The sequence below is a fragment of the Mycobacterium sp. URHD0025 genome, from assembly GCF_000426065.1.
Lineage (GTDB): Bacteria > Actinomycetota > Actinomycetes > Mycobacteriales > Mycobacteriaceae > Mycobacterium.
In genome coordinates this window covers 269,935-290,699 of sequence record NZ_AUEQ01000001.1, presented here as the reverse complement: position 1 = coordinate 290,699, position 20,765 = coordinate 269,935, and the positions used below count along the sequence as shown (strand labels likewise).

28 protein-coding genes are annotated in these 20,765 nt (G+C 64.6%); 11 read left to right on the top strand and 17 right to left on the bottom strand.

What is annotated here, in order from left to right:
• Positions 1 to 2 precede the first annotated feature (2 nt).
• Positions 3 to 554: a VOC family protein gene (locus tag H977_RS0101385; protein ID WP_029106184.1), complete on the bottom strand. Its 552-nt coding sequence runs from the start codon at positions 552 to 554 to the stop codon at positions 3 to 5.
• Positions 555 to 614: 60 nt separating this feature from the next.
• Positions 615 to 1,088, bottom strand: a complete 474-nt coding sequence (locus tag H977_RS0101380; RefSeq protein ID WP_036474763.1) for a DUF6194 family protein — start codon at positions 1,086 to 1,088, stop codon at positions 615 to 617.
• Positions 1,089 to 1,155: 67 nt separating this feature from the next.
• Between H977_RS0101380 and H977_RS32230 the strand changes: the two genes are divergently transcribed.
• The 3 genes from H977_RS32230 to H977_RS0101365 all read left to right on the top strand — a co-directional run bounded on the left by H977_RS32230 (position 1,156) and on the right by H977_RS0101365 (position 3,379).
• Complete coding sequence (locus H977_RS32230) at positions 1,156 to 1,860, top strand: MerR family transcriptional regulator (RefSeq protein WP_036474897.1); 705 nt, start codon at positions 1,156 to 1,158, stop codon at positions 1,858 to 1,860.
• Between the two features lie 173 nt (positions 1,861 to 2,033).
• Positions 2,034 to 2,201, top strand: coding sequence for a hypothetical protein (locus tag H977_RS35550; protein ID WP_196808147.1), 168 nt, complete (start codon positions 2,034 to 2,036; stop codon positions 2,199 to 2,201).
• An 83-nt stretch (positions 2,202 to 2,284) separates the two neighbouring features.
• Positions 2,285 to 3,379 carry a tartrate dehydrogenase gene (locus H977_RS0101365; RefSeq protein ID WP_029106182.1) on the top strand — a complete coding sequence of 365 codons (1,095 nt, stop codon included), beginning with the start codon at positions 2,285 to 2,287 and terminating at the stop codon, positions 3,377 to 3,379.
• Between the two features lie 4 nt (positions 3,380 to 3,383).
• On the opposite strand, the gene H977_RS0101360 is transcribed toward H977_RS0101365, so the two are convergent.
• Positions 3,384 to 4,052, bottom strand: coding sequence for an SDR family oxidoreductase (locus H977_RS0101360; RefSeq protein WP_029106181.1), 669 nt, complete (start codon positions 4,050 to 4,052; stop codon positions 3,384 to 3,386).
• A gap of 197 nt (positions 4,053 to 4,249) precedes the next feature.
• Here H977_RS0101360 and H977_RS0101355 point away from each other — a divergent pair, with 197 nt between their 5' ends.
• Positions 4,250 to 4,516, top strand: coding sequence for a YdeI/OmpD-associated family protein (locus H977_RS0101355; RefSeq protein ID WP_029106180.1), 267 nt, complete (start codon positions 4,250 to 4,252; stop codon positions 4,514 to 4,516).
• Between the two features lie 12 nt (positions 4,517 to 4,528).
• Here H977_RS0101355 and H977_RS0101350 read toward each other — a convergent pair whose 3' ends face one another.
• Together H977_RS0101350 and H977_RS0101345 are read right to left on the bottom strand one after the other, a co-directional pair.
• Positions 4,529 to 5,740, bottom strand: a complete 1,212-nt coding sequence (locus tag H977_RS0101350) for an acyl-CoA dehydrogenase family protein (RefSeq protein WP_029106179.1) — start codon at positions 5,738 to 5,740, stop codon at positions 4,529 to 4,531.
• Between the two features lie 26 nt (positions 5,741 to 5,766).
• Positions 5,767 to 6,372, bottom strand: a complete 606-nt coding sequence (locus H977_RS0101345; RefSeq protein ID WP_029106178.1) for a TetR/AcrR family transcriptional regulator — start codon at positions 6,370 to 6,372, stop codon at positions 5,767 to 5,769.
• A 106-nt stretch (positions 6,373 to 6,478) separates the two neighbouring features.
• Here H977_RS0101345 and H977_RS0101340 point away from each other — a divergent pair, with 106 nt between their 5' ends.
• The gene (locus H977_RS0101340; protein WP_081681566.1) at positions 6,479 to 6,853 is read left to right on the top strand and encodes a DUF2834 domain-containing protein; all 375 of its coding nucleotides are present in this window, start codon (positions 6,479 to 6,481) and stop codon (positions 6,851 to 6,853) included.
• A gap of 3 nt (positions 6,854 to 6,856) precedes the next feature.
• Here the strand turns inward: H977_RS0101340 and H977_RS35545 are convergent, their stop codons facing one another.
• Entirely contained in the window at positions 6,857 to 7,012 is a 156-nt protein-coding gene (locus tag H977_RS35545) for a hypothetical protein (protein ID WP_196808146.1), read from the bottom strand.
• An 81-nt stretch (positions 7,013 to 7,093) separates the two neighbouring features.
• On the opposite strand from H977_RS35545, the gene H977_RS0101330 reads away from it, so the two are divergent.
• Positions 7,094 to 7,285, top strand: coding sequence for a hypothetical protein (locus H977_RS0101330; protein WP_029106176.1), 192 nt, complete (start codon positions 7,094 to 7,096; stop codon positions 7,283 to 7,285).
• A 26-nt stretch (positions 7,286 to 7,311) separates the two neighbouring features.
• Here H977_RS0101330 and H977_RS0101325 read toward each other — a convergent pair whose 3' ends face one another.
• Positions 7,312 to 7,830 (bottom strand): TetR/AcrR family transcriptional regulator, encoded by a 519-nt coding sequence (locus H977_RS0101325; RefSeq protein ID WP_051288513.1) that lies wholly within the window; start codon positions 7,828 to 7,830, stop codon positions 7,312 to 7,314.
• 165 nt (positions 7,831 to 7,995) lie between these two features.
• On the opposite strand from H977_RS0101325, the gene H977_RS0101320 reads away from it, so the two are divergent.
• The 4 genes from H977_RS0101320 to H977_RS0101305 are packed head-to-tail and all read left to right on the top strand — an operon-like array spanning position 7,996 to position 10,372.
• Positions 7,996 to 8,703: a hypothetical protein gene (locus H977_RS0101320; RefSeq protein ID WP_029106174.1), complete on the top strand. Its 708-nt coding sequence runs from the start codon at positions 7,996 to 7,998 to the stop codon at positions 8,701 to 8,703.
• Positions 8,700 to 9,500: a hypothetical protein gene (locus H977_RS0101315; RefSeq protein WP_029106173.1), complete on the top strand. Its 801-nt coding sequence runs from the start codon at positions 8,700 to 8,702 to the stop codon at positions 9,498 to 9,500. The genes H977_RS0101320 and H977_RS0101315 overlap by 4 nt, the downstream gene beginning before the upstream one ends.
• Complete coding sequence (locus H977_RS0101310; protein ID WP_029106172.1) at positions 9,497 to 10,072, top strand: cytochrome c oxidase subunit 3; 576 nt, start codon at positions 9,497 to 9,499, stop codon at positions 10,070 to 10,072. Before H977_RS0101315 ends, H977_RS0101310 begins: the two co-directional genes overlap by 4 nt.
• A gap of 3 nt (positions 10,073 to 10,075) precedes the next feature.
• Complete coding sequence (locus H977_RS0101305; protein ID WP_029106171.1) at positions 10,076 to 10,372, top strand: cytochrome C oxidase subunit IV family protein; 297 nt, start codon at positions 10,076 to 10,078, stop codon at positions 10,370 to 10,372.
• Here H977_RS0101305 and H977_RS0101300 read toward each other — a convergent pair.
• The gene (locus H977_RS0101300; RefSeq protein ID WP_502691128.1) at positions 10,369 to 11,898 is read right to left on the bottom strand and encodes a serine hydrolase domain-containing protein; all 1,530 of its coding nucleotides are present in this window, start codon (positions 11,896 to 11,898) and stop codon (positions 10,369 to 10,371) included. The two genes, H977_RS0101305 and H977_RS0101300, sit on opposite strands and share 4 nt — an antisense overlap.
• Positions 11,899 to 12,025: 127 nt before the next feature.
• Here H977_RS0101300 and H977_RS0101295 point away from each other — a divergent pair, with 127 nt between their 5' ends.
• Positions 12,026 to 12,814 (top strand): emopamil-binding protein, encoded by a 789-nt coding sequence (locus tag H977_RS0101295; RefSeq protein ID WP_036474758.1) that lies wholly within the window; start codon positions 12,026 to 12,028, stop codon positions 12,812 to 12,814.
• Positions 12,815 to 12,948: 134 nt separating this feature from the next.
• Here H977_RS0101295 and H977_RS0101290 read toward each other — a convergent pair whose 3' ends face one another.
• From H977_RS0101290 to H977_RS0101250, 9 genes are all read right to left on the bottom strand, one after another.
• Positions 12,949 to 14,217, bottom strand: coding sequence for an MFS transporter (locus tag H977_RS0101290; protein ID WP_029106168.1), 1,269 nt, complete (start codon positions 14,215 to 14,217; stop codon positions 12,949 to 12,951).
• Positions 14,214 to 14,861, bottom strand: a complete 648-nt coding sequence (locus H977_RS0101285; RefSeq protein WP_029106167.1) for a GntR family transcriptional regulator — start codon at positions 14,859 to 14,861, stop codon at positions 14,214 to 14,216. The genes H977_RS0101290 and H977_RS0101285 overlap by 4 nt, the downstream gene beginning before the upstream one ends.
• 61 nt (positions 14,862 to 14,922) lie before the next feature.
• Positions 14,923 to 15,351: a DUF5313 domain-containing protein gene (locus H977_RS0101280; protein ID WP_029106166.1), complete on the bottom strand. Its 429-nt coding sequence runs from the start codon at positions 15,349 to 15,351 to the stop codon at positions 14,923 to 14,925.
• 15 nt (positions 15,352 to 15,366) lie between these two features.
• Entirely contained in the window at positions 15,367 to 15,867 is a 501-nt protein-coding gene (locus H977_RS0101275) for a MarR family winged helix-turn-helix transcriptional regulator (protein ID WP_036474756.1), read from the bottom strand.
• 62 nt (positions 15,868 to 15,929) lie between these two features.
• Complete coding sequence (gene crp, locus H977_RS0101270) at positions 15,930 to 16,604, bottom strand: cAMP-activated global transcriptional regulator CRP (RefSeq protein ID WP_029106164.1); 675 nt, start codon at positions 16,602 to 16,604, stop codon at positions 15,930 to 15,932.
• 174 nt (positions 16,605 to 16,778) lie between these two features.
• Complete coding sequence (locus H977_RS32225; RefSeq protein ID WP_036474754.1) at positions 16,779 to 18,278, bottom strand: bifunctional aminoglycoside phosphotransferase/ATP-binding protein; 1,500 nt, start codon at positions 18,276 to 18,278, stop codon at positions 16,779 to 16,781.
• 113 nt (positions 18,279 to 18,391) lie between these two features.
• Entirely contained in the window at positions 18,392 to 19,054 is a 663-nt protein-coding gene (locus H977_RS0101260) for a response regulator transcription factor (protein ID WP_029106163.1), read from the bottom strand.
• Positions 19,051 to 20,295 (bottom strand): sensor histidine kinase, encoded by a 1,245-nt coding sequence (locus H977_RS0101255; protein WP_029106162.1) that lies wholly within the window; start codon positions 20,293 to 20,295, stop codon positions 19,051 to 19,053. Before H977_RS0101255 ends, H977_RS0101260 begins: the two co-directional genes overlap by 4 nt.
• 91 nt (positions 20,296 to 20,386) lie before the next feature.
• Positions 20,387 to 20,674 (bottom strand): hypothetical protein, encoded by a 288-nt coding sequence (locus H977_RS0101250; protein WP_155946456.1) that lies wholly within the window; start codon positions 20,672 to 20,674, stop codon positions 20,387 to 20,389.
• Positions 20,675 to 20,765 lie beyond the last annotated feature (91 nt).

Here is a 20,765-nt window from a genome sequence, read left to right as displayed (position 1 = left end):
TGTCACTTGCCCGGTAACCGCCGCATCGCCTGCAAGGTGATGCCGGGCACCGAGTTCGCCAGGTCCGGACGCTGCTTGCCGAACGCCCGCATCGTGCGATAGAACGACCAGACCTGGCGTGGAGTGGGAACTTTCGGCACCCAGGCCAGCTCCCAGTGAATTCCGTTGATCGGATCGTCGAAGAAGACCGCGTAGTAGCCGGGCCAGTACTGCGGATAGTCCTTGGGCTCATCGGTGACCGGGATATCGCGGGGGATCAGGAAGTCGCGGTGAAAGCGGTCGATTTCCTTACGGTCTCGGGCCCATAGCGCGATGTGGTTGATCCCGACCGCCTGGTCGGTATGGGCGAGCTTGGCCCCGGTGCGCGCGGGTTGAATGCCGATGTAGCTGTGCGGGTTGAGGAATCGAGTCATGTAGTAGATCGACTGGTACTCCATGTTCAGCGAGGAGAAACTGCTGAACCCCAGCCAGCCGAACATTGCGTCGTAAAACGCGATCGATTCGTCGTAGTCCAATACCGCGAACTCGACATGATTCACTCCGCGCCACCGCATCGTTCCTCCAGGACTCGACTACTACAGAATGTAGTACGTATGAACCCGGGTTGTGAAGGTTCAGATCCGGGGGGCTGAGGTACGGCGGGTTGCCCGCCGCCGCGCGGCGTCGTGCGCCCCGCCGAGCAGCCTGACTGCCAATGCCAGAGTGTGCGTCCCCGGGTTGACGATCGAGATCCAGCCTTGTGTGCGATACACGGGATGCGGCAACACGGTGTCGACTGCAGTGAAGTCGACGGCGGTCGGGGCGACCCGCGGATCTGTGCCGACGACCTCGATGAAGGCGCTCCTCCCGACGTGGATGTTCAGCCGCCATCGGCCGGGCTGGTCGAGGTCACAGCAAGTGTCGTCGGGATAGTTCTTCGTGATGATGGTGGCGTACGGCTGTTCTCGTTGTGGCACTTGGCCATTGGGTGCGAAGTAGAAGAAGTGGTCGCCCCAGGCAATCTCCGGGAACGGGCTGTTCGCTGTCGGTGCCAATTCAAAGACGCCATCGAAGCGCCGGATCGTCTCCAATAGCTGGTCCATACTCATGCTTGAAGTGTGAGGTTGAAGTGCTTATGGAGGGTTTGTGCATGGCCGCGACCATCGTGCGGCGAACATGCTGACCGTCTCGGCGGTAGCGGCGGCCGCTGGGTACTCGGTCCAGCAGGTTCGGGACTTGGAGCGTCGCGGCGTCATCGCCTCAGCGGTGCGGGCTGACAACGGTTACCGACAGTTCTCGGCGTCTGCGATCCGTGACCTGCGTGCGTATCGGGATCTGGCTCACGCCGTGGGTCCGGCGGAGGCCCGCCGGACAATGCGCGCAACCCGGGCGTTGCCGACCGGGGATGCGGCGGCTTTGCTGTGCTCGTTGCACGACGGACTCAACCGCGAGCGCGAGCAGGCCCTCGCCGCGCGTCACGCGCTGGAGGCCATCCAGCACGAAGCCCAGACCGACGCTGCCCCGGTGGATGCCGACGCTATGACCATCACCGAACTGTCACGGGCGCTCGGCGTTCGTGCCTCCACGCTCCGGTTCTGGGAGAAGGAGGGGTTGGTGAAGCCGGAGCGGGTCATCAACCGAAGCGGATCGGCCAGGCGCTATCAGCTTGAGGCCGTCCGCGAGGCGCGCATCACGGCAGCCCTGCGCGCTGCCGGATACCGCATACCTGATGTCCGGAGTGCCATCGCGGCGATACGGGACCTCGATGATGTGAACCGCTCGCTCGAGGCGCTCGACAAGCGTTTGAACTCCATCACCGAACGCACCCTTTCGCTATTTCGTGCGGCGGCGACATTGGCTGAGATCATCCAGTCCGCATAGCGGTTGGTGGTGACGTCTGCCAAACGCCGCTCAATTTCTGCCAGTGGAATTAACCGCGTTGACCGGCATGTTGTGCAGCTCAGACCGGGTAGGAATCCCCCGAACCGGTGGACAGACGTCCGAACCGCGACACCCACGCCACGGCTCGAACGCCCAGAACGAAGGGCTTCGACATGAAGAAGATCGGTTTTGCGAGCATCATCGCCACTGGTTTCGCTGCAGCCATCGTCGGCCTGGCCGGCCCGGCGCAGGCCGACATCACCCATCACCAGTGGGTGCACGACATCCAGCAGCATGCCAGCACCGGCGTTGTGACCCCGACATTCGGTAACGGCCGCTGACACACGACCCGAGCGAGGGGCGCCCACACCGGGCGCCCCTCGCTCGTCGTTGGCGGTGAATCGCCGGAAAGTAGGGTGGCGGCATGACCACCACTCACCGATTGGCTGTGATCCCCGGCGACGGCATCGGCAAGGAAGTGGTGCCCGAGGGTCTCAAGGTGTTGGAGGCAGCGGCGGCGGCCTTCGGTTTCGCCATCGACTATGAGCAGTTCGATTACGCGAGCGCGGAGTACTACACCGACACCGGCGCCATGCTGCCCGACGGGTGGTTCGATGAGCTGGGCAGGTTCGATGCGCTCTTCTTCGGCGCCGTCGGCTGGCCGGACGTTGTGCCCGACCATATTTCGCTGTGGGGCAGCCTTCTGCAGTTCCGCCGGCATTACGACCAGTACGTCAACCTACGTCCGGTCAAACTGATGCCCGGAGTGAAATGTCCGCTGGCCGGCCGGAAGCCCGGAGACGTCGATTTCGTCGTCGTCCGGGAGAACACCGAAGGTGAGTACTCGAGTATCGGCGGCAAGATGTTCGAGGGCACGGACCGCGAGACGGTGATGCAGGAGACGGTGATGACCCGCGTCGGCGTCGACCGAATCCTCAAGTACGCCTTCGAACTTGCCCAACGTCGCCCCGACAGGCACCTGACCTCGGCGACCAAGAGCAACGGTATTTCCATCACGATGCCGTACTGGGACGAACGCGTCGAGCAGATGAGCGAACGGTTCCCCGACATCAAGGTGGACAAGTTCCACATCGACATCCTCGCGGCGAATTTCGTTCTACACCCCGACTGGTTCGACGTCGTTGTCGCGAGCAATCTCTTCGGCGACATCCTGTCTGACCTGGGTCCCGCGTGCACCGGCACCATCGGCATCGCACCCAGTGGAAACATCAACCCGGAGCGGCGGTTTCCGAGTCTGTTCGAACCGGTTCACGGCTCCGCGCCCGACATCGCGGGACGAGGACTCGCCAATCCCATCGGTCAAATCTGGAGCGCGTCGCTGATGCTCGACCATCTGGGTGAACCAGACGCCGCGGCAGCGATCGTGAAAGCTGTCGAGGATGTACTGGCCCGCGGCGGCGACATCCTGACGCCGGACATGGGTGGAACCGCGACGACGAGCGCACTGGGGACTGCTGTGCGCGAGCAGCTTCAGACGAATATTTCGGCTTCGTCGTAGGTGGCTAGGCCGACATCTGGCAGAGAAAGTCGGGTCCTCCGACATAGACGATTCCGGACGGGTACGGCGCGGACGCGGCGCGGGCGATCGTCGTCGCCAACTCCCGGTCGGACATCATCTCGCCGGACACGACGGTGAAATCGATTCCCCGCCGGTCGAATTCGGAACGCATGGCGTAGAGCGCGGTTTCACCGGCGCGCTTGCTCGCCGCGATCGGTCCGTAGCCCTTCGGCACGGCCTTGTTGGGGAAGAAGTGGGCCTGATGGCTGGTGACGAACACGATCTGGCCGCCCACCGGCATCAGTGGCAGGGCCAGCTTGACCAACCGGCGCTGCGCATCGCGGTTCAGCCGCATCGCGTAACCCGGATCAGCACCGAGATCCAGCCCTGTCGATGCATTGAGCACCAGCACGTCCAGCCGGCCGAACTCGCGGCCCACCCGTTCGATCATCGCGGCGGCGGCGGCCTCGTCGGAGATGTCGGCCCCGAGCGTGGAGGCGCGACCGCCCGCGCGGCGGATGGCGTCGACAACCGAGTCGGCACGTTTTGCCTTCTCGCGGTAGTTGACGACGACGTGGGTGTCCGGACCGGCGAGCTGTTGCGCGACGTCGGCGCCGATACCCCGCGAGGCGCCGGTGACAAGTGCGATCCGGGTGGCTGCTGCAGGTTGCATGTCGGGTTCCTTCCGTCACTGCTGAGGCGGTGGGTCCGAGTTGACCTGCGATAACACGTTGGTGTGCCCGTGCTCACAACCGCCCCGAGAACCCACCGTACACCAACTCTAAGAAAAATAAGGCTCTCTTAAGGTCACGGTAAGGGCAATGTCGTATCCCAAGTGTGTTGCCGAGCGACGCGGCCTAACCTGACCTCATGACTGGCCAACGTGTACCCGGTGGGGTGGTGCATAAGTTGCCCGCGGATATGCGCGAGGCCTTGATCGGCAATGACACGGCACTGGCCGCGTGGAAAGACATCACGCCGCTCGCGCGCAACGAGTTCATCTGCTGGGTCGAGGACGCCAAGCAGCAGGTGACGCGCGAGCGACGGATCCGCCGGACGCAGGAGGAACTGGAGGAAGGCCAGCGGCGACCGTGCTGTTGGCCCGGGTGCAAGCACCGCGAGCGCACCGGCAAGTAAGCCGCTCGGCCGCTACCGGATCGACAGACCGGTGAGCGCGCGGGAGATCACCAGGCGCTGGATTTCGCTGGTGCCCTCGAAGATCGTGAAGATCTTGGCGTCGCGGTGCATCCGCTCGACGGGGTAGTCACGGGTGTAGCCGTTGCCGCCCAGGATCTGGATCGCCTCATCGGTCACGTAGACCGCGGTCTCACTGGCCACGAGCTTGGCCATCGACCCCTCTGCGTTGTCGAACGCCTGGTTGTTGCGTGCCATCCAGCCGGCCCGCCACACCAGCAGCCGGGCCGCGTCGATACGGCTCTTCATGTCGGCGAGCTTGAAAGCGACGGCCTGGAACTCGCCGATCTTGCGGCCGAATTGCTCACGCTGGCAGGCATAGTCGAGGGCGTACTCGTAGGCGGCGCGGGCCACGCCGACCGCCATGGCGCCGACCGAGGGACGAGTGCGCTCGAAGGTCTTCATCGCAGCCTGACCGCCGGCCGAGGCGCCCGACTTCACCCGCGCGATGCGTGACTCGAACTTCTCCCGGCCGCCAAGGATCAGATCCTCGGACAGCCGGACGTTGTCCAGCACGACTTCTGCGGTGTGCGAGGCCCGGATGCCGTGCTTCTTGAACTTCTGGCCCTGGCTCAGGCCGTGGGTTCCGGGCGGGATGATGAACGTGGCCTGCCCGCGGGAGCCGAGTTCGGGATAGACCGAGGCGACGACGATGTGGACGTTGGCGATACCGCCGTTGGTGGCCCAGGTCTTCGTCCCGTTGAGCACCCACTCGTTGGTCGCCTCATCGAAACGCGCGCGGGTGCGGATGGCGCCGACGTCGGAACCGGCATCGGGCTCCGAGGAGCAGAAGGCGCCCAGCTGAGGCTCGCCCGGCGTGCCGAACATCGGTGCCAGCCATGTGCCGATCTGCTCGGGAGTTCCGTTGCCTGCCAGGGCTGCTGCGGCCAGACCGGTACCCAGGATCGACAGTGCGATACCCGCGTCGCCCCAGAACAGCTCTTCGAACACGGTCAGCATGCCGAGTCCGGAGGGCTCGGCGGTCTGCTGCGCGAACAACTCAGGGGAGTAGAGCCCCACCTTGGCGGCCTCCTGGATGACCGGCCAGGGCGTTTCCTCGCGCTCGTCCCATTCGGCGGCGGCGGGACGCACGACGTCGGCGGCGAACTGGTGCACCCAGTCGCGGACTTCGATCACGTCGTCGCTCAGTTGCATGGAGAACGTCACGGTTGGCTCCTGAAATATGTTGGTGGTCAGTGTTTTTGAGAGCGGTGTTGCTTGATCGTGCTGACGGTCTGGATGACCCAGGCCTCGAAGAAACGTTCGTGGTCAACGTTGCCCGGCAAGCGTCCGGTCAGCGCCTGCAGCGTCGCGGCATATGAGAGCCCGGCGATGGCAACCGCCGCGGTGGCCTCCGGGTCGGGGATCTGGGTCCGGCCAGAGCGGTTGGAGGCCGCCAATTCATCGGCGAACCGTTGATAGGCGTTGTCGGTGATGACCTGCCACGTTTTCTCGTCGAGCTCACCGAGCTCATCGGGTTCACGCAGCATGACGCGTAGCAGTTCCTCGCTTTGAGTGAGGTTTGTCCAGATCAACTGCCCGGCACTGCGGACGGCCTCTTCGACAGATTTGGGATTGCCGGCGTCGTACTGCTCCCTCGCGGTCACGATGGCGTCGATGCGGTGCGAGACCGCCGACTCGAGCAGTTCCCGTTTGGAGCCGAAGTGCTTGTAGAGCGCACCCGACCCGGGGGCCAGGCCGGCGGCCTGCTGGATGTGGGCCACCGATGTCGCCGCATACCCCTTGGCGGCAAACAGCTTGAGCGCTGTCGCCAAGAGCCGGTCCCTTCCGGATGACATGGTGAGAGAGTACTCACTCACCAATTTGCGGGCAAACAGCCCCCTCGCGTCCGCCGGAACGATAGGTTCACCTGGACTGTTTCGGTCCGACGGGGGAGGCGTGACGATGGCAATGCTCACACGAAACGACAAGATTTTGTGCGGCACCTATGGGGTGGTGGCGGTGGCAGCCCTGATCGCGACCTGGTGGAACAACATCGGCTTTTTCACCACCGAAAGCACGAGCTTGATCGACTTCTTCCGAAGCGGATACGCCAACTACGGGTCATCCTCACTTACCAACGACCTGCTGCTGATGGGCCTGGCGGCGTTCGTCTTCATGGTTGTCGAGGCGCGCCGGATCGGCATCCCGAAGGTGTGGATCTACATCGTGCTCAGTGCGGTCATCGCGGTGAGCGTGGCGTTTCCGTTGTTTCTGATCCGCCGGCAGTTGGTGTTGGCGAAGCGCCGGGAATCCCCTGCAGGTTCAGTGCCAGCTTGAAGCTCAGCCGCCTTCGTCTTTGTCATCGTCGGGTTCGGTGAGTTCCGGCGCGATCTCTCGCGTGGCCATCCCACCTTCGCGGCCGTGATCCGCGGGGCCCGGGGGTGGTTCCTTGGCGTCGCCGGTCGTCCCGTCATTCGGTTTGTCTGCGCTGGACATGGTCGTTGACTACCCGCGGACACTCATTCCGACCCACCCGACGACTGATTCGAGGGCCGGTTTCGGGGGAACGCTGAGCCGATGGCTATTTATCGAGTTCTCAATCCCAAAGGCGAAGTCGTCGACACCAAGGACATCGAGAGTGCCGACAACGCGCACGCCTGGTTCGTCGACCAGAAGGCCGAGCCCGAGTTGGGCTGGCGTATGGAGGTGCTCTCGGCCGACGGCGACTGGGCGTTCTTCGACGACAGCGAGGGCGACCGCAAATACTGACCGGCTGGTTGACGGTCGCCGCGTTGTCAGTCTGTGAGCCCCAGCATCCGGCGGGTCATCCGGTTCAGCTGGACCCGGAGCGTCTCCCCGTCGATGTCGGCGAGAAGCGGATGCATGACGGCGACGCTGATAGCACTTGAGAGCATCGCGGCGTGGAGCCGGGCCTCGACACCGGCTTCGGTGCCCAGGAGGGCTGCGAAGAGGCGTTCGATGAATCGCTGAAACGGCTCGTACTCGGCCTGCAGGCGAATGATGACTGGATCGAACATCGGGATGCTGAACGCGCCGCGGCGGTCGATGGCTTGCTCGATCATCCGGTCCAGCAGCGCCTCGCGGGCTTTTCTGGGAGAACCCTGGGCCTCAGCCTCCTCGAGCGCTTCCTCGAGGAAGCTCATCTCCCGTTCGGTGATTGCGATGACGATCTCTTCTTTGGTCTTGAACTGCCGGTACACGGCGGCCTTCGTGACACCCATTTCGTCGGCGATCATCTGCAGCGACGTACCGCTGACGCCCTGGTTGGCGATCAGTTTCAGAGCCGCGTCCATCACCCGTGTTTGAGCGGCGGTGCGCCTTATCGCGCCGAAGGTGCGGGCCTCCTGGGTGGACGTCACAGCGTCAACGGTAACCGACGATTGACCGGGCGGTTGCCGATCGGCTACCGTCCAAGTTGCCGATCGGCAACCAACGCCACGCATGAAGAGAGTCCGACCATGAGACGACCTGACGGTGAGCTGATCCTCTTAGGGACGTTGCCCGTGGTGGCGATCATCTGGATCGCCGCGTTTTTTCTGTTCCCCGGCTTCGTACATCCGATGTCCCCCAACATGTCTGCCGACCAGGTCGCGATTTTCTATCAGGACAACACCGCGCGGATCCGCTACAGCATGATCCTGTTCAACTGGTTCGGCGTCGGCCTCATCCCGATCGTGATCCTGTTGGCGATGCAGGTACGCCGAATGGCCCACCGCACGCCGATCCTGTCCTACAGCTTGATCGCCGCGGCCGGAGGCCCGCCGGCACTGTTCCTCATCGCCAACATGTTCTGGCTGCTCGGCTCGTTCCGGCCCGACCGCGCCCCCGAGTTGACCCAGGTGCTCAACGACCTCGCGTGGCTCACCTTCACGCTGTTGGTGCCCTACCTGATCGCGCAATGCCTGCTGCTGGCGCTGGCGATCTACTGGGATCAGCAGGAACGGCCGGTGTTCAAACCGTGGGTGGCTTACTTCAATCTTGGCGTCGCGGGAGCGCTGGTACCCGCTACATTCACCGCACTGTCGTTCGACGGGCCGTTCGCCTGGGACGGGGTGTTGTCCTTCTGGCTCAAGAACATTGCCATCGCGATCTGGATTCTGGTGATGGGAATCGTTCTCGCCCAAGCGATCCAGCAGCAGCGCGCGATGGACAAGGTCCCCGCGTGAGCGGCTCACGGTTGAGCAGGCTCAAGTGGAACCTCCGCCACCATCCCAAACGTGAACTGTGGTTCGCGTGGTACGTGATGGTGTTCTTCTACCAGCTCTACGGTGTGCTGTTCTTCTTCGTCACCCGCGTGCAGCCGCCGCCGAGCCCGGCCTGGGACACCCCGACGGTCGTGCATTGGGTTACCGACCATCGCTTCGGCGTTCTCGCCGGCTTCGGCGTCGTCTTTCTCATCACGGGATTGTGCGCGCCGATGAACGCCCTTCTCGCCTACTCAATGCGACGGATGTCGGTCAGTCCGGTCTTCGCATACTCGTATCTGATCATGTACTCGCTGAGCGCAATTCCGGGCATGCTAGTCATGGCCATCGCGATGACCGCTGCCGCGCTGCGGCCAAGCCGCGACCCCGAGATCATTCACTGGCTCTACGAATTCGCGTTCCTGTCGTTCAGCGGGACCATGGGTGTTTTCCTGATCGGCTCCCTGGTGTGGATGGCCGCGGTCCTGCTCGACAAGAACTCCGTTTTCCCGAAGTGGTTCGGCTACCTCAATCTTTGCAACGCGCTGACCGAGGTGGTCGTCGCTCCGGCATGGATCTTCCAGCGCGGCGCGTTCGCCTGGAACGGCGCGATCGCATGGTGGGTCAACATGGTCGTGTTCGTCACGTACACCGGCGTTTTCATCGTGCTGCTGCGCAGGATGATCGAACGTGAGGACTTCGGTACCGGTCCGCTGCCGGACGTTCCCGACGAAGATACCGGGGACCAGCTCGCGGATTCGGTGGAGGCGGTGCGATGACCGAACAAGTCGACGGTGGACGCGTGAAGTCCGTGCCCGGTCAGCCCGACATGTGGATGTTCGTGCTATTCGAATCCCTGCTGTTCACCGCGTACTTCTCGGTGTACCTGGTAACACGCACCCAGAATCCGGACCTCTTCCTGCAGTCCCAGTCCCATCTGGACCTGCGGATCGGTGTGGTCAATACCATTGCGCTGCTGCTGAGTTCGTGGGCCATTGCCCGCTGCGTCCAGGCCTCGCGTGAGGGAAACTACCGATCGGCGTTGACGAATGTGATCCTGACCATCTCGTTCGGTGTCATCTTCCTGGCAGGCAAGATCATCGAGTGGGTCACGCAGATCCGCATGGGAAACACGTTCACCAGCGACGAGTTCTTTCAGCACTACTTCTTCCTGACCTCGATCCACTGCATCCACGTCCTGATCGGCTTCGTGGTGTTGGGTGTCGTCGTCTACCAGTTGTGGAGTCCACAGCGGCGATCCCAACAGCTCGTCGAAACTGGTGCCACCTACTGGCACACCGTCGATTTCCTATGGGTCCTGATTTTCGCGTTGATCTACGTCGTGAGGTGAGCGGTGCGCACCAAAGTCAACACAAGACTGCTGATCGTCTGGGTGATCTTGACGGCGATGACACTCATCTACGTCTGGCTGGACGAAGCCGTCGACCATAACGGCGCGCTGAAGGCCAGTACGGTCGTCACCGTCGGCGCCATCGTCATCGCACTCATCAAGGTGCGCATCATTTTCCGGGAGTTCATGGAGGTGCGCGACGCGCCGGCGTTGCTCTGTCGCCTCACCGACGGGTGGGTCATTCTCATCGGTATCTGTCTGCTCGGCAGCTACTTCGTCGGCTCAGCGGTCTCCGGCTAGGTGCCGTAAAGGTGCAGCGCCCGAGCCGTCACCGTGGCGATGTCGCCGCTCAGCTTCGCGATCGGCGGGCCGCCGCGTTGATGGATGACGTTCGCCAGGACGGCGACATAGGTGTCTGATCCCGGATCCATCCACAGCGTCACGCCGGTGAACCCGGTGTGGCCGAAGCTCCCGACGGGAAAGACCAGCCCGCGCGGTCTCGAATGGGCGGTATCGATGTCCCAGCCGAAGCCGCGCAGATCCTGTCCGTCGATCGCCGGATAGTTCGGCGCCAGTAGGGGATCGGTGGTGTTGGGGGTGTTCTCGACGGCCTGGCGGGTGGCGTTGTCGGCCGCCTCGACCTGCGCGGCGGTGTGTCCGGGCTGCTGCGGTGTCGCCATCAACTCGGCGGTCGCTTGCTTCAGCGGAAACGTGCTGGGACGGCCGGCGAGACGATCGAGCAGGGCTTGGGCGAATCGGCCGACATCGTTGACGGTGGAGAACACCCCGGCGCTCCCGGCCACCCCGCCCATGCGGCGTGCCGTCGGATCGTGCACGGTCCCGCGCAGTGGACGTCCATAGTCGGGGTTGAGGCCCGGGGTGTCTTCGTCGAGCGCCGTCGGTGCGATGCGTGGCAAGAGGTCGGTGCTCCAGGTACCGTCCGGGCAGTCGGTCACCTTGGGGGCGTGGGGGTCGAAAGTGATCGCCGTTCCCCGGACCTCATGTGGGCCACAGGCTTTGGCTGCCGGAAGGTAGCGCGTTTCTGACAAGCCAAGCGGCGCAAAGACATTGTCCTGCACGTACTGATCCAAGGGCTGGCCGGTGATTCGCTCGATGATCGTGCCGACCAGGATGAAGTTGATGTCGGAGTAGTGGAAAAGCTGCCCGGGTTCGTACACCACCCACGCGCCGAGCGCCCGGTGAATGCCTTCTGCTTTGTCTGCTTTGTCGAGCCCCCACGGACCGTCCAGACTCAGATCTCCCGCTATGCCCGAGGTGTGGGTGAGCAACATGCGGACCGTCACCTGCGCGCGGCGTGGGTCGTTAGTGGGGTTGAAGTCCGGCAGGTAGGTCTGCACCGGGTCGTCGAACGTGACCTTGCCCTGCTCGTAGAGCTGCATGAAGGCCGTCGTCGTCGCGATGCTCTTCGACAACGAGGCCAGGTCGAAGATCGTGTCCTCGGTCATCGGCTCGGCGGGCGCGGGCGCCCCGTCCAGCCCCGGTTCGCCGTCGAGTTTGCGTGAGCCGTAGGCCTGGCGGAAGACGACGTTGCCTGCGTGCCCGACCTGGACCACCGCGCCGGGCAGCCGATTCGCCGCAATCGAATCGTTGACCAGTTTCGAGACCGGAGTGAAGTCACCCGTGGGAACGACGGCGGCCAAGGTCGGCACGGGGACGATGGGTGCCGGCGCGGTTGTGGTCTGCCTGGGGCTGCTGGCCACCGGTGGTGGTGCTGGTTGGGCGCATGACGTGATGGCGGCGAGTGTGGACACGACGATTCCGGCGACGCAGAGCCGGGTTGGAAGTGATCGCGACACTGTCACCAGATCGACGGTAGCCGTGGCGAATGCACCCACCGCCTTTGGACCTCGAACCGGCCGTTCCAGGCCGCGGCGCAGGTATAGGCTGCCAGACAATCGCAAGTAGTTGAGATTGCAGATGAGGGCAGGCGCAATGACCACGGTGCAGCATCCCGAGATCGACTTCGCGAGCCCATGGGCACCGCACCGGCTGCGGATCTACACAGGCACCGGTTTGTTCGTCGGCATCATGTTCGTCCTGCTGACCATCGCGGTCAGCGTTCACGTCATTCCGCCGACGTTCACCGTCGATGTCGTGGCCAACCTGGTCTTCGGCATCCCGGTGATGCTGCTGCCGTTCGTGATCCTGTGGGACGCGCCCGGGGAGCACCGCACCCGCGTCGGCAAGGCGGCTGAACTCACGCTTTTCTACATCCCGTTCACCGCGGGCAGCCAGATCGGGTACGAGCTGATGTTCTTGATCGGGCACCCACTGGGGCTGTGGGCACCGACCGATGACCCCGGCTGGAAGTGGCTCTGGTGGCAGTACGGTTTGGCCGACACCCGCTACGTCAGCGGCAACCCGTGGGTCTTCGCCCTGGAGATCGTGGGCGTGTGCACCGGGGCGACGGTGTTCGTGATGTGGACCAAGCTGATCCGGTCCAACTTGCCCACCGAGTCGAGGATCCGGTGTCTGTGGGTGGCGTTCGCCGGCATCGCGGTGCTGATGAGTAGTACCGCCGTCTACTTCTTGAGCGAGGTCGGGGCCGGGTTCGACGACATCGGACAGGGCGCGTTCGGGTTCTGGTTCAAATTCATCGGCGAGAACGTGCCGTTCATCGTCTTGCCGCCACTTGTCCTCTACGCGATCTACCTACAGATCGACTACCTCACCCGCCGCGCCGGTGTGGACGCCGGTGGGCGGACCACCGCCACGCTCTGACGGAAGACGACGTTGCTGCCGTGCCCGAGGGCGTTGTCGGTGGACGGGAGCAGCGTGCTGCAGAACACGTGGATCGGGCGAGCGACCACGATTGCGCCTAGGATTGTGGTCAATATCAAGCAGTAATCCTAGACCTAGTGCTCCGTCGCTTCGTGCGAAGGCGTCCGCGGCTCAAGGTGTTTCGCCCACCCCGATGCGCAGACCGCGGTGCAGATGACCGCCAACACGCCGACCGCGGTCAGCATCACCGGGTAACTGAACCAGTGCGCGAGCGCGGCCAGCGCCGCGGGCAACAGGAACCCGAGATAGGCAAGGGAGTAGTAGACCCCCGAGATTCCGGCGAGTTCGTCGGGCGGCGAAATGCGTTGGATTTCAAGCAGACCCGACACGATCGCGATGCCATAGGCACTGCCCAGCAGCATCGCCACCAGCGGGGCGACGAGCGCGGAGCGGGTGACCGCGGTGGCCACCGCGGCGAAGATGCCCAGCGCCATCAAGGCCATCGACACCACCACGGCCCGGGAGCTCGACACATCGTCGAGGCGTCGCGCGACCGGTTGGATCAACACCCCGCAACCCAGTGTCAGCACCGTCAGGCCGACGGTGTAGAGCAACGCCCACGATCCGAGTTGATCGGCGACCAACGACGGCACCACTGCGTAGGCAATCCCCGCCGAACCAAAGATCCACGGCGCCATGGGAACAACGACATGCAGGAACCGGCGGTGCCCGGCCGCGGGCACCCTGAGCCCATCCAAGAAGGGCCGGGAAGTCATGCGCTCACGCGTCTCGGCAGTCCGGTTCCACACCGCCCACAGCACCGGCACGCACAGGGCCGCGTGGACCAGATAGGTCAGCACCAACGGCAGCGGCGCGTACACGGTGAGCAGGCCCGCAGCCAACGGTCCGACCCCGAAGCCCAACGACAGGCAGATCGAGGCGCGTCGCGCACCGGCGCCGGCCGACGCGTCGTCGAAGGGCGGCCGGGACAGCTCGGCGATCCAGGCCGATCCGACTGCCATCGCGATACCGACGGCCACCCCGCTGAAGAGCCGGCCCGCGAACAGAGCTGGGAAGCCCCAGTAGTCGCCGATCGCCAGGACGAGACTGCCCAGCGCCGCACTGATCACACCGGCGGCCATGACGTTGCGCCGACCGTGGCGGTCGGACAGTGTCGAGGCGATCAGCAGGCCCGGGATCAGGCCGAGTACGTAGGCGCCCAACAGGATGTCGACGTCCACCCGGGTGTAATCGGAGTGCTGGGCGTAGGCGATCAGCAGTGGGGTGAATTGGTTGCCGCCCCAACCGATGAAGAAGACGGCGATGGCCACCGCGAGCCAGGGCTGTAGGCGGTGCCGGGCCTGATCCGGCGCCTCGCGGGAATCAAAGGCGACAGCGGTCATGCCAGCACCACCCGGTAGGTCGCTTCCAGATGTGCCAGGAGCGCGGCCTCAAAGCCGGCCACGTCGCGTCGGCCGATGGCGTCTGCCAGTTCGGCGTGCTCGCCGATCAACTCGGTCAGCCGGGCGGAGTCCGAGCGGGCCGCATCGGCCATCATGCGGCGCTGCCGATCACTGAGTGACCCGTAGAAGCGTCCGGCGATCGTGTTACCGGCGACCTCCACGATCCGGCGGTGAAAAGCGTCGTCGGCAGCGGCGAACTGATCGGCATCGCCGATCGCCGCGCCATGGCGCTGCCGCTCCACCAACTCGGTCAGTTCGCCGAACAGCGTGTCGATGGAATCGGCTGACCGGCACAGCCGGCGCACCGCCGCGGTCTCGAGCGCCAGGCGCATCTCCAGCAGATCGGTGGCCTCCTGCGCGGACACCGGGACGACGATGGCGCCGCGCCTCGGCACCAGATCCAGGAAGTCCTCCGCGGCCAAACGCAGAAACGCCTCGTGTACGGGCGTGCGGCTGACGCCGAGTTGCGTCGCCACTTCGACCTCGCTGAGCAGCTGCCCGCCGCGGAACTCACCGGAGAGGATCTGGTCCTTGGTCATCCGGTACACGCGTTGGCTGTTGCTCGCCTTCTCGTCCGTGTCCACGAAACACCACGATACCCCTTGCATGCAAGCTTGCATGCAAGGGGTCTAACCAGGGGATGTTCTAGAAGGGGCTGCTGTTGGACTGGTACTTGGACGATTCCGGACGCGGTCCGAACCGCCGGATGTAGTCTTCGTGCTTCTGCTGGTCCTTCTTGTACTGGATCTCGTCGACCAGGTTGGGATCCAGGCCGTGCTGTGCCAGCCGGTGCCGCCGCCAGATCTTGTTGAGCGCCAGCGCCATCAAAATGGCCCAGACGTAGATCGGCACGGTCATCTCGATGTGCACATACAGCGAGGCGGGCAGCAGCCACAGCGGCGCCAGCACGAACAACGGCGGGATCGCCATTCGGATCAGGTGCCGGCGCACGGCGCCGTGGTCGGCCAGGTCATGGGCGACCCAATCGCGCATCGAATCGGGCAGCCGCTTGCCGTAGCAGTAGGCAATGTACTGAAAGGGGTTGGGACGGTCTTTGGTTTTCTGGCCGGCCATGGCGGACTCCTCGGGTCAGTCGGTGAGTGAATTGGCCGCCAGCGCGGCCGAGTTGATTCGGGTGAGGACCCGGTGCAGCTCTTCGAGCTCGCCGATGTCGACCCCTAGCCGTTCGACCACCGCGGGTGGAATGGCCACCGCCCGCTCACGCAGCGCGATTCCGGCCTCGGTCAGTTCGACATCGGTCGCGCGCTCGTCGCCGGCACGGCGGCTGCGGGTGAGTAGGCCCAGGGCTTCCAGTCGTTTCAACATCGGCGAGAGTGTCGCCGAATCGAGTTGCAGGGCGGCGGCAATCTGCTTGACCGAGAGCGGAGGGATGCCGTCCGAACCGGACCGTTGGTGATCCCACAACGCCAGCATCACGAGGTACTGCGGATGGGTGAGGCCCAACGGCTCCAGCAGTGGTCGGTAGACGGCGAGCACAGCACGGTTGGTGACGGCCAGCGCGAAACAGACCTGCCGTTCCAGGGCCAATGGATCGGAACTGAGCTGAGGCGCTTCGGATACTGCGGACACAAAATAAACGTACCCTAATAGTTAGGGTACTAACAATGTTCCAGTGGTCACATGGCCGCACGTCAGTGCGCGCGTTTGGCCAATCGTTCGGCGTTGTCGATCAGGATGCTCCGGCCCTGTACACGGATCCAGCCGCGCTGGGCGAAGTCCGACAGCGCCTTGTTGACGGTCTCGCGAGACGAGCCCACAAGCTGGGCGATCTCTTCCTGGGTCAGCTCGTGATCGACGCGCAGTGCGGTGCCGTCGCGGCTGCCGAACCGTTGCGCCAGGTAGAGCAGCTGCTTGGCCACGCGGCCCGGCACATCGGTGAAGATCAGATCCGACAGATTGTCGTTGGTGCGGCGCAACCGCCTGGCCAGCACACGCAGGAGTTGTTCGGCGATCTCGGGCCGATCGGCGATCCAGCTCCGCAGCACGGTGCGGCTCATCACAACCGTTTTCAGCTCGGTCAGGGCGGTCACCGTCGAGGTCCGCGGACCCGGATCGAAGATGGCGAGTTCACCGAACATGTCTGACGGACCCATCAGGGTGATCAGGCTGTCCCGGCCGTCCACTGACTTGCGGCCGATTTTCACCTTGCCCGCAGTGATGATGAACAGTGTGTCGCCGGGCTCGCCCTCGGCGAAGACCACCTCGCCGCGGCGGAAGGTCACCGGCTCCAACTGCCGGACCAGTGCAGCCACGGCGTCGGGCGACACACCCTGGAAGATGCCGGCCCGCGCCAGCACTTCATTCATGTTTACCCCTTGATATGTGCCGAATTCGGCTGCTCGAAGCGTTTGCGCAGGTCACACAGAAAATGCGACTGCGCTTCCACTTTACAAGGAATGTGGGCTACGTCATGGCGGGCCCCGTGCGGACTCCGGGTACCGGATCGCTGTCTGGTGGCGATCCTGTCGACTCGATCGATCTCAAATGGTCGAGCAACAGATCCGCTGGGCTTCTCTGACGGAGTCGGCCAGGGCCTGGCGCGTATTGATCAAGTGGGCGTCGGGCCATTCTGCGCCGCCGGCGGCCAGTCCTTCGGCGATCTGTGGGGTGGCATCCGAGTTGGTGACCTTTCGTTGGGTGATGCGTTCCTTGGCGTCGTCGATAGGCACTGTGCACGCCAGTTCCACTGTGGGGCAGTGCTGTTCGGACGCCACATCCCGCGCGCGTTGCCGGAGGTGCGGATCGCGCCAGGTGCCGTCGAGGACCACCGAACTGCCTCCGGCCAGAGCCTGCCGGGCCCGCTGAAGTACCGCGTCATACACGGCGGCGACATTGGCACTGCTGTAGAGGCCCTCGTTCAAGATCCCCGCTGCGCCGCCGAGCCGGCCGTGGGCCTGCAACTCGCGGCGCACATCGTCGGTGGAGATGACCTGCGCGGACAGCTGTTGGGCGAGCGCGTGCGCGAGTGTCGTCTTGCCGGTGCCCGGACCGCCGCCGATCAGGATCAGCCGCACCGTTCCCTTGCGAAGGTGATCGAGGGCAATGTCGAGATGATGTCGCGCGTCGGCGGCGGCGCTCGGGCTGCCCTGATCGATCCTGATGCAGTCGACCTTGGCCCGGACCCCGGCGCGGTAGGCGATGTAGAAGTCGACCAGCGCGGTCGGTGCGGTATCCCCGGAGATGCGTTGGTATTCAGCGATGAAGAAGTCGGCCAGGTCTTTGCGGCCCAGGAACTCCAGGTCCATCGCCAGGAATGCCACATCGTCCGTGCAATCGACGTGGCGCAGTCCGTCATCGAACTCGAGACAGTCGAGGATCGCCGGACCGTCCGGCATGCAGAAGATGTCGCCGGTCAGCAGGTCGCCGTGGCCGTCGATGATTCGGTGATCGCTGATCCGAGCGGCGAACACTGCTTCGCGGCCTTCGATGAACTGGCCGGCCAGCCGGCTGACGTCAGCCAGCGATTCCGGGCTGAGCACAGTTCCTGCGTATCGGCGCAGTTCGGCGAGATTGTCCTGCCACCGGCGGGTAACAGCGGGAACTTTGGCGGCGGTATCGATGTCTTCTGACCGATCGGCCCGCGCATGGAAGCGCGCCAGCACGTCGGCGATCGCCGACAGATGCGGCAGCACCAGCTCGCCACCGACAACGATCGACGTCAGCCGGCGCGCGTCGGGGTATCTCCGCATCACGATCACCGGCTCGGGCGGGCCGCCCTGAGGGCCGCTGAGGTGGGCGACCCCGAGGTAGCTATCGGGCGCCAATCGCTGGTTCAGAAGGACCTCACGCCGGCACACCTCATCTCGGCGCTCGACCGAGCGGAAATCCAGAAAGTCCGTGACGACGGGTTTCTTGACCTTGTACGCCCTGTTGCCGACCAGAGCGACGATCCCGGTGTGTGTCTCGTGAATCTCCGCTGCGATGTTGCCCTCCGCGGACTCAGCGGTCTGCGACGAAGTCGGCGGTGCCGATGTGTCCATAGCCCCATGTTCGCTCAGCGCGGGCGTCTGACGGTAGTGCCCTTCGTCCGCTTTTTGGGGCCGAAAGTCCTTCTCCCCACGGCACAAAGGCTCTCTCGGGTGCACACCCCGGATTACTGGGGCGAGACGAGTCCGGTGTCGTACGCGTGGATGATCGCGGCGGCGCGGTCGCGAAGGTCGAGCTTGACGAAGATGTGGCCGATATGGCTCTTGACGGTGAGCCCCGAGATGCTGAGTTCATCGGCGATCTCGGCGTTGGAGTGGCCTTTGGCGATCAGCGTGAGCACATCGAGTTCCCGCGCGGTGAGGTCACCGACCGCGGCCGCGCGCCGCGGTTCGGCCGACTTGCGGTACGTGGTGAGCACTCTCGACGTCACCGCCGGATCGAGATAGCTGTCGCCCTGCGCCACCGCGCGCACCGCCCGGATCAGTTCCTCTGCCGAGGAATCCTTGAGCACGAATCCGCTGGCGCCGGCACGCAGCGCACCTGAGAGCAATTCGTCGTCGTTGAACGTCGTCAGCGCCAGCACCGGAGGCCCGTCGGCCTCCGTGACCCGGCGCGTGGCCTCGATCCCGTCGACCCGTTTCATCCGCAGATCCATCACCACCACGTCCGGGCGGGAGCGGGTGACGGCATCGGGAACCTCGTCGCCGTCGGCGCATTCGGCGACGATGGTGAAACCGTCCTTGCGGCGCAGAATGCGTCGCAGCCCGGAGCGCACCAGATCCTGATCGTCGACGAGGAGGACCGCGACCTCGGAGGCGGGATCCGTCATGACACCACGGGGCACCATCGGGGCGCCCGATCGGTGTCGTCCAGTGGGATGTTCGTGCGGACCGCCCATCCTTCGTCGGCGGGACCCACACTGATGATGCCGCCGAGCAACTCGACGCGTTGACGCATGCCGCGTACACCGTTGCCGTCGACGTTCTGGCTGTTGTGGCCGTTCTTGCCGTTGTGACCGTCGCACCGCGAATGAACGGCCACCGGCAGCCAGTTGGTCACGGTCAACGTCGCCGACGTACGTGAAATCCTCAGCAACACAGACGATTCTGCTTCGGGAGCGTGTTTCGCGATGTTGGCCAGGGACTCCTGGGCGATGCGATAGAGCGCCAGACCCACGGCCGCCGAGACCACATCGGTGCGGCCGGTGGCGTCGTAGTGGACGTTCAGGCCCGCACGCACGAAATCGACCACGAGACAATGGATGTCATCTACGCCGGGCTCGGGCGCCAGGCTCATCGGGGCACCGTCGAGCAATCCGACAGTGCGGCGGATATCGGCCATGGCCTGACGGCCCAGGTGTTCGGCCTGCTCCAGTGCCTCGACCGCGTCGTCGACGTCGCGGTCCTGCTGCAGGCCGCGCCGTGCCCCCGTCACGTGCAGCAGGGTCACGCTCAACGAATGCGCGATGACGTCGTGCACCTCGCGGGCGATCCGCCGCCGCTCGTCGGCCGCCGCATGCCGGGCCTGTGCGGCCTGCGCCTCCTGCTGCTGGCGCATCAGTTGTTGCTGCGTATGTACCAGATACCCGACCAGCCAGCCCATTCCGAGAATCCCCAGATACAGCGGCAATGCATCGAGGCGGTGCTGCGCGGCGGCGGTCAAGAGCAGCGCGGCCCCTGACAGGGCCGCCAAAAATCCACCCCACACCCCGGTCAGTGACGCGACCTCGCCGACCATCAGTACCGCGATCAGTGGAGCGAAGTCGTTGGCGATCGGTGTGCCCGTCGCGAACAACAACACGGCGGTCCCGGTGCACCAGGTGGCCCAGACGATCGGTGCCTTGAAATCGACGCCGGACAGATAGAACAACGCGAAAGGGGCGGTACAGACGACGAGTGCGAGCAGGCCCGCCGGAAGATCGGAGGAAGGGCGTTGCAACACGGCAACCGCGCCCGCGCCGATCACGGTGGCATCGAACGCCAGCACGATGGCCCAGTTGTAGCCCACCGGGAGGGCGTAGCCCCGCCGGCGCGCGTGCGCACGGATGCCGCGCGCGATGCCACCGAGCATGTTGTGATCGTAGAAGGTGAAGCCCGCGCTGCGCCTCCTACTACGGCAGGATTTTGCGGGACCGGACGTTGTCGGGGCGGATCTCAACAAGTCACAAGCGCCACATCTCGCGTGCCATCGCGGCGTCCTCGACAAATTTTTCACGCACCGGCGGGTAGTAGGGCTGCTTCAGGTCGGGCCGGGGAATGGCGGCCAGTGCGGTGCGAACCGCGGTGATGGCGCGCCGCCACAGACCGCCCTCTTGCTGGGCCGGGCGCGGTGGCGCCGGCGGAGCAATGGTCGGCGGCGTGGTGAGGGAGTCTCGCGCCGTCCATCCACGGGCGACGCCTGTCACTGAATTCGCTATCGAGATAGCTGGGGAACGCTGTGCTCGTGTCATGCCTCGACGCTATGAAGAATGCAGGTCAGCCCACATCGCGCTGGTGTCCGATCTTGACCTACGACCGTGGTAGGACAACCGCACCGACCGC

Coding starts and splice junctions, on each gene's coding strand:
- H977_RS32230 (WP_036474897.1), top strand. CDS start 1,156: ATGCTGACCGTCTCGGCGGTAGCGGCGGCCGCTGGGTACTCGGTCCAG.
- H977_RS0101255 (WP_029106162.1), bottom strand. CDS start 20,295: ATGCTCGGTGGCATCGCGCGCGGCATCCGTGCGCACGCGCGCCGGCGG.
- H977_RS0101290 (WP_029106168.1), bottom strand. CDS start 14,217: ATGACCGCTGTCGCCTTTGATTCCCGCGAGGCGCCGGATCAGGCCCGG.
- H977_RS0101250 (WP_155946456.1), bottom strand. CDS start 20,674: ATGACACGAGCACAGCGTTCCCCAGCTATCTCGATAGCGAATTCAGTG.
- H977_RS0101280 (WP_029106166.1), bottom strand. CDS start 15,351: ATGGCCGGCCAGAAAACCAAAGACCGTCCCAACCCCTTTCAGTACATT.
- H977_RS35545 (WP_196808146.1), bottom strand. CDS start 7,012: ATGTCCAGCGCAGACAAACCGAATGACGGGACGACCGGCGACGCCAAG.
- H977_RS0101380 (WP_036474763.1), bottom strand. CDS start 1,088: ATGAGTATGGACCAGCTATTGGAGACGATCCGGCGCTTCGATGGCGTC.
- H977_RS0101365 (WP_029106182.1), top strand. CDS start 2,285: ATGACCACCACTCACCGATTGGCTGTGATCCCCGGCGACGGCATCGGC.
- H977_RS0101345 (WP_029106178.1), bottom strand. CDS start 6,372: ATGTCATCCGGAAGGGACCGGCTCTTGGCGACAGCGCTCAAGCTGTTT.
- H977_RS0101260 (WP_029106163.1), bottom strand. CDS start 19,054: ATGACGGATCCCGCCTCCGAGGTCGCGGTCCTCCTCGTCGACGATCAG.
- H977_RS0101320 (WP_029106174.1), top strand. CDS start 7,996: ATGAGACGACCTGACGGTGAGCTGATCCTCTTAGGGACGTTGCCCGTG.
- H977_RS0101330 (WP_029106176.1), top strand. CDS start 7,094: ATGGCTATTTATCGAGTTCTCAATCCCAAAGGCGAAGTCGTCGACACC.
- H977_RS0101360 (WP_029106181.1), bottom strand. CDS start 4,052: ATGCAACCTGCAGCAGCCACCCGGATCGCACTTGTCACCGGCGCCTCG.
- H977_RS35550 (WP_196808147.1), top strand. CDS start 2,034: ATGAAGAAGATCGGTTTTGCGAGCATCATCGCCACTGGTTTCGCTGCA.
- H977_RS0101340 (WP_081681566.1), top strand. CDS start 6,479: ATGGCAATGCTCACACGAAACGACAAGATTTTGTGCGGCACCTATGGG.
- H977_RS0101355 (WP_029106180.1), top strand. CDS start 4,250: ATGACTGGCCAACGTGTACCCGGTGGGGTGGTGCATAAGTTGCCCGCG.
- H977_RS32225 (WP_036474754.1), bottom strand. CDS start 18,278: ATGGACACATCGGCACCGCCGACTTCGTCGCAGACCGCTGAGTCCGCG.
- H977_RS0101295 (WP_036474758.1), top strand. CDS start 12,026: ATGACCACGGTGCAGCATCCCGAGATCGACTTCGCGAGCCCATGGGCA.
- H977_RS0101325 (WP_051288513.1), bottom strand. CDS start 7,830: ATGGACGCGGCTCTGAAACTGATCGCCAACCAGGGCGTCAGCGGTACG.
- crp (WP_029106164.1), bottom strand. CDS start 16,604: ATGAATGAAGTGCTGGCGCGGGCCGGCATCTTCCAGGGTGTGTCGCCC.
- H977_RS0101385 (WP_029106184.1), bottom strand. CDS start 554: ATGCGGTGGCGCGGAGTGAATCATGTCGAGTTCGCGGTATTGGACTAC.
- H977_RS0101310 (WP_029106172.1), top strand. CDS start 9,497: ATGACCGAACAAGTCGACGGTGGACGCGTGAAGTCCGTGCCCGGTCAG.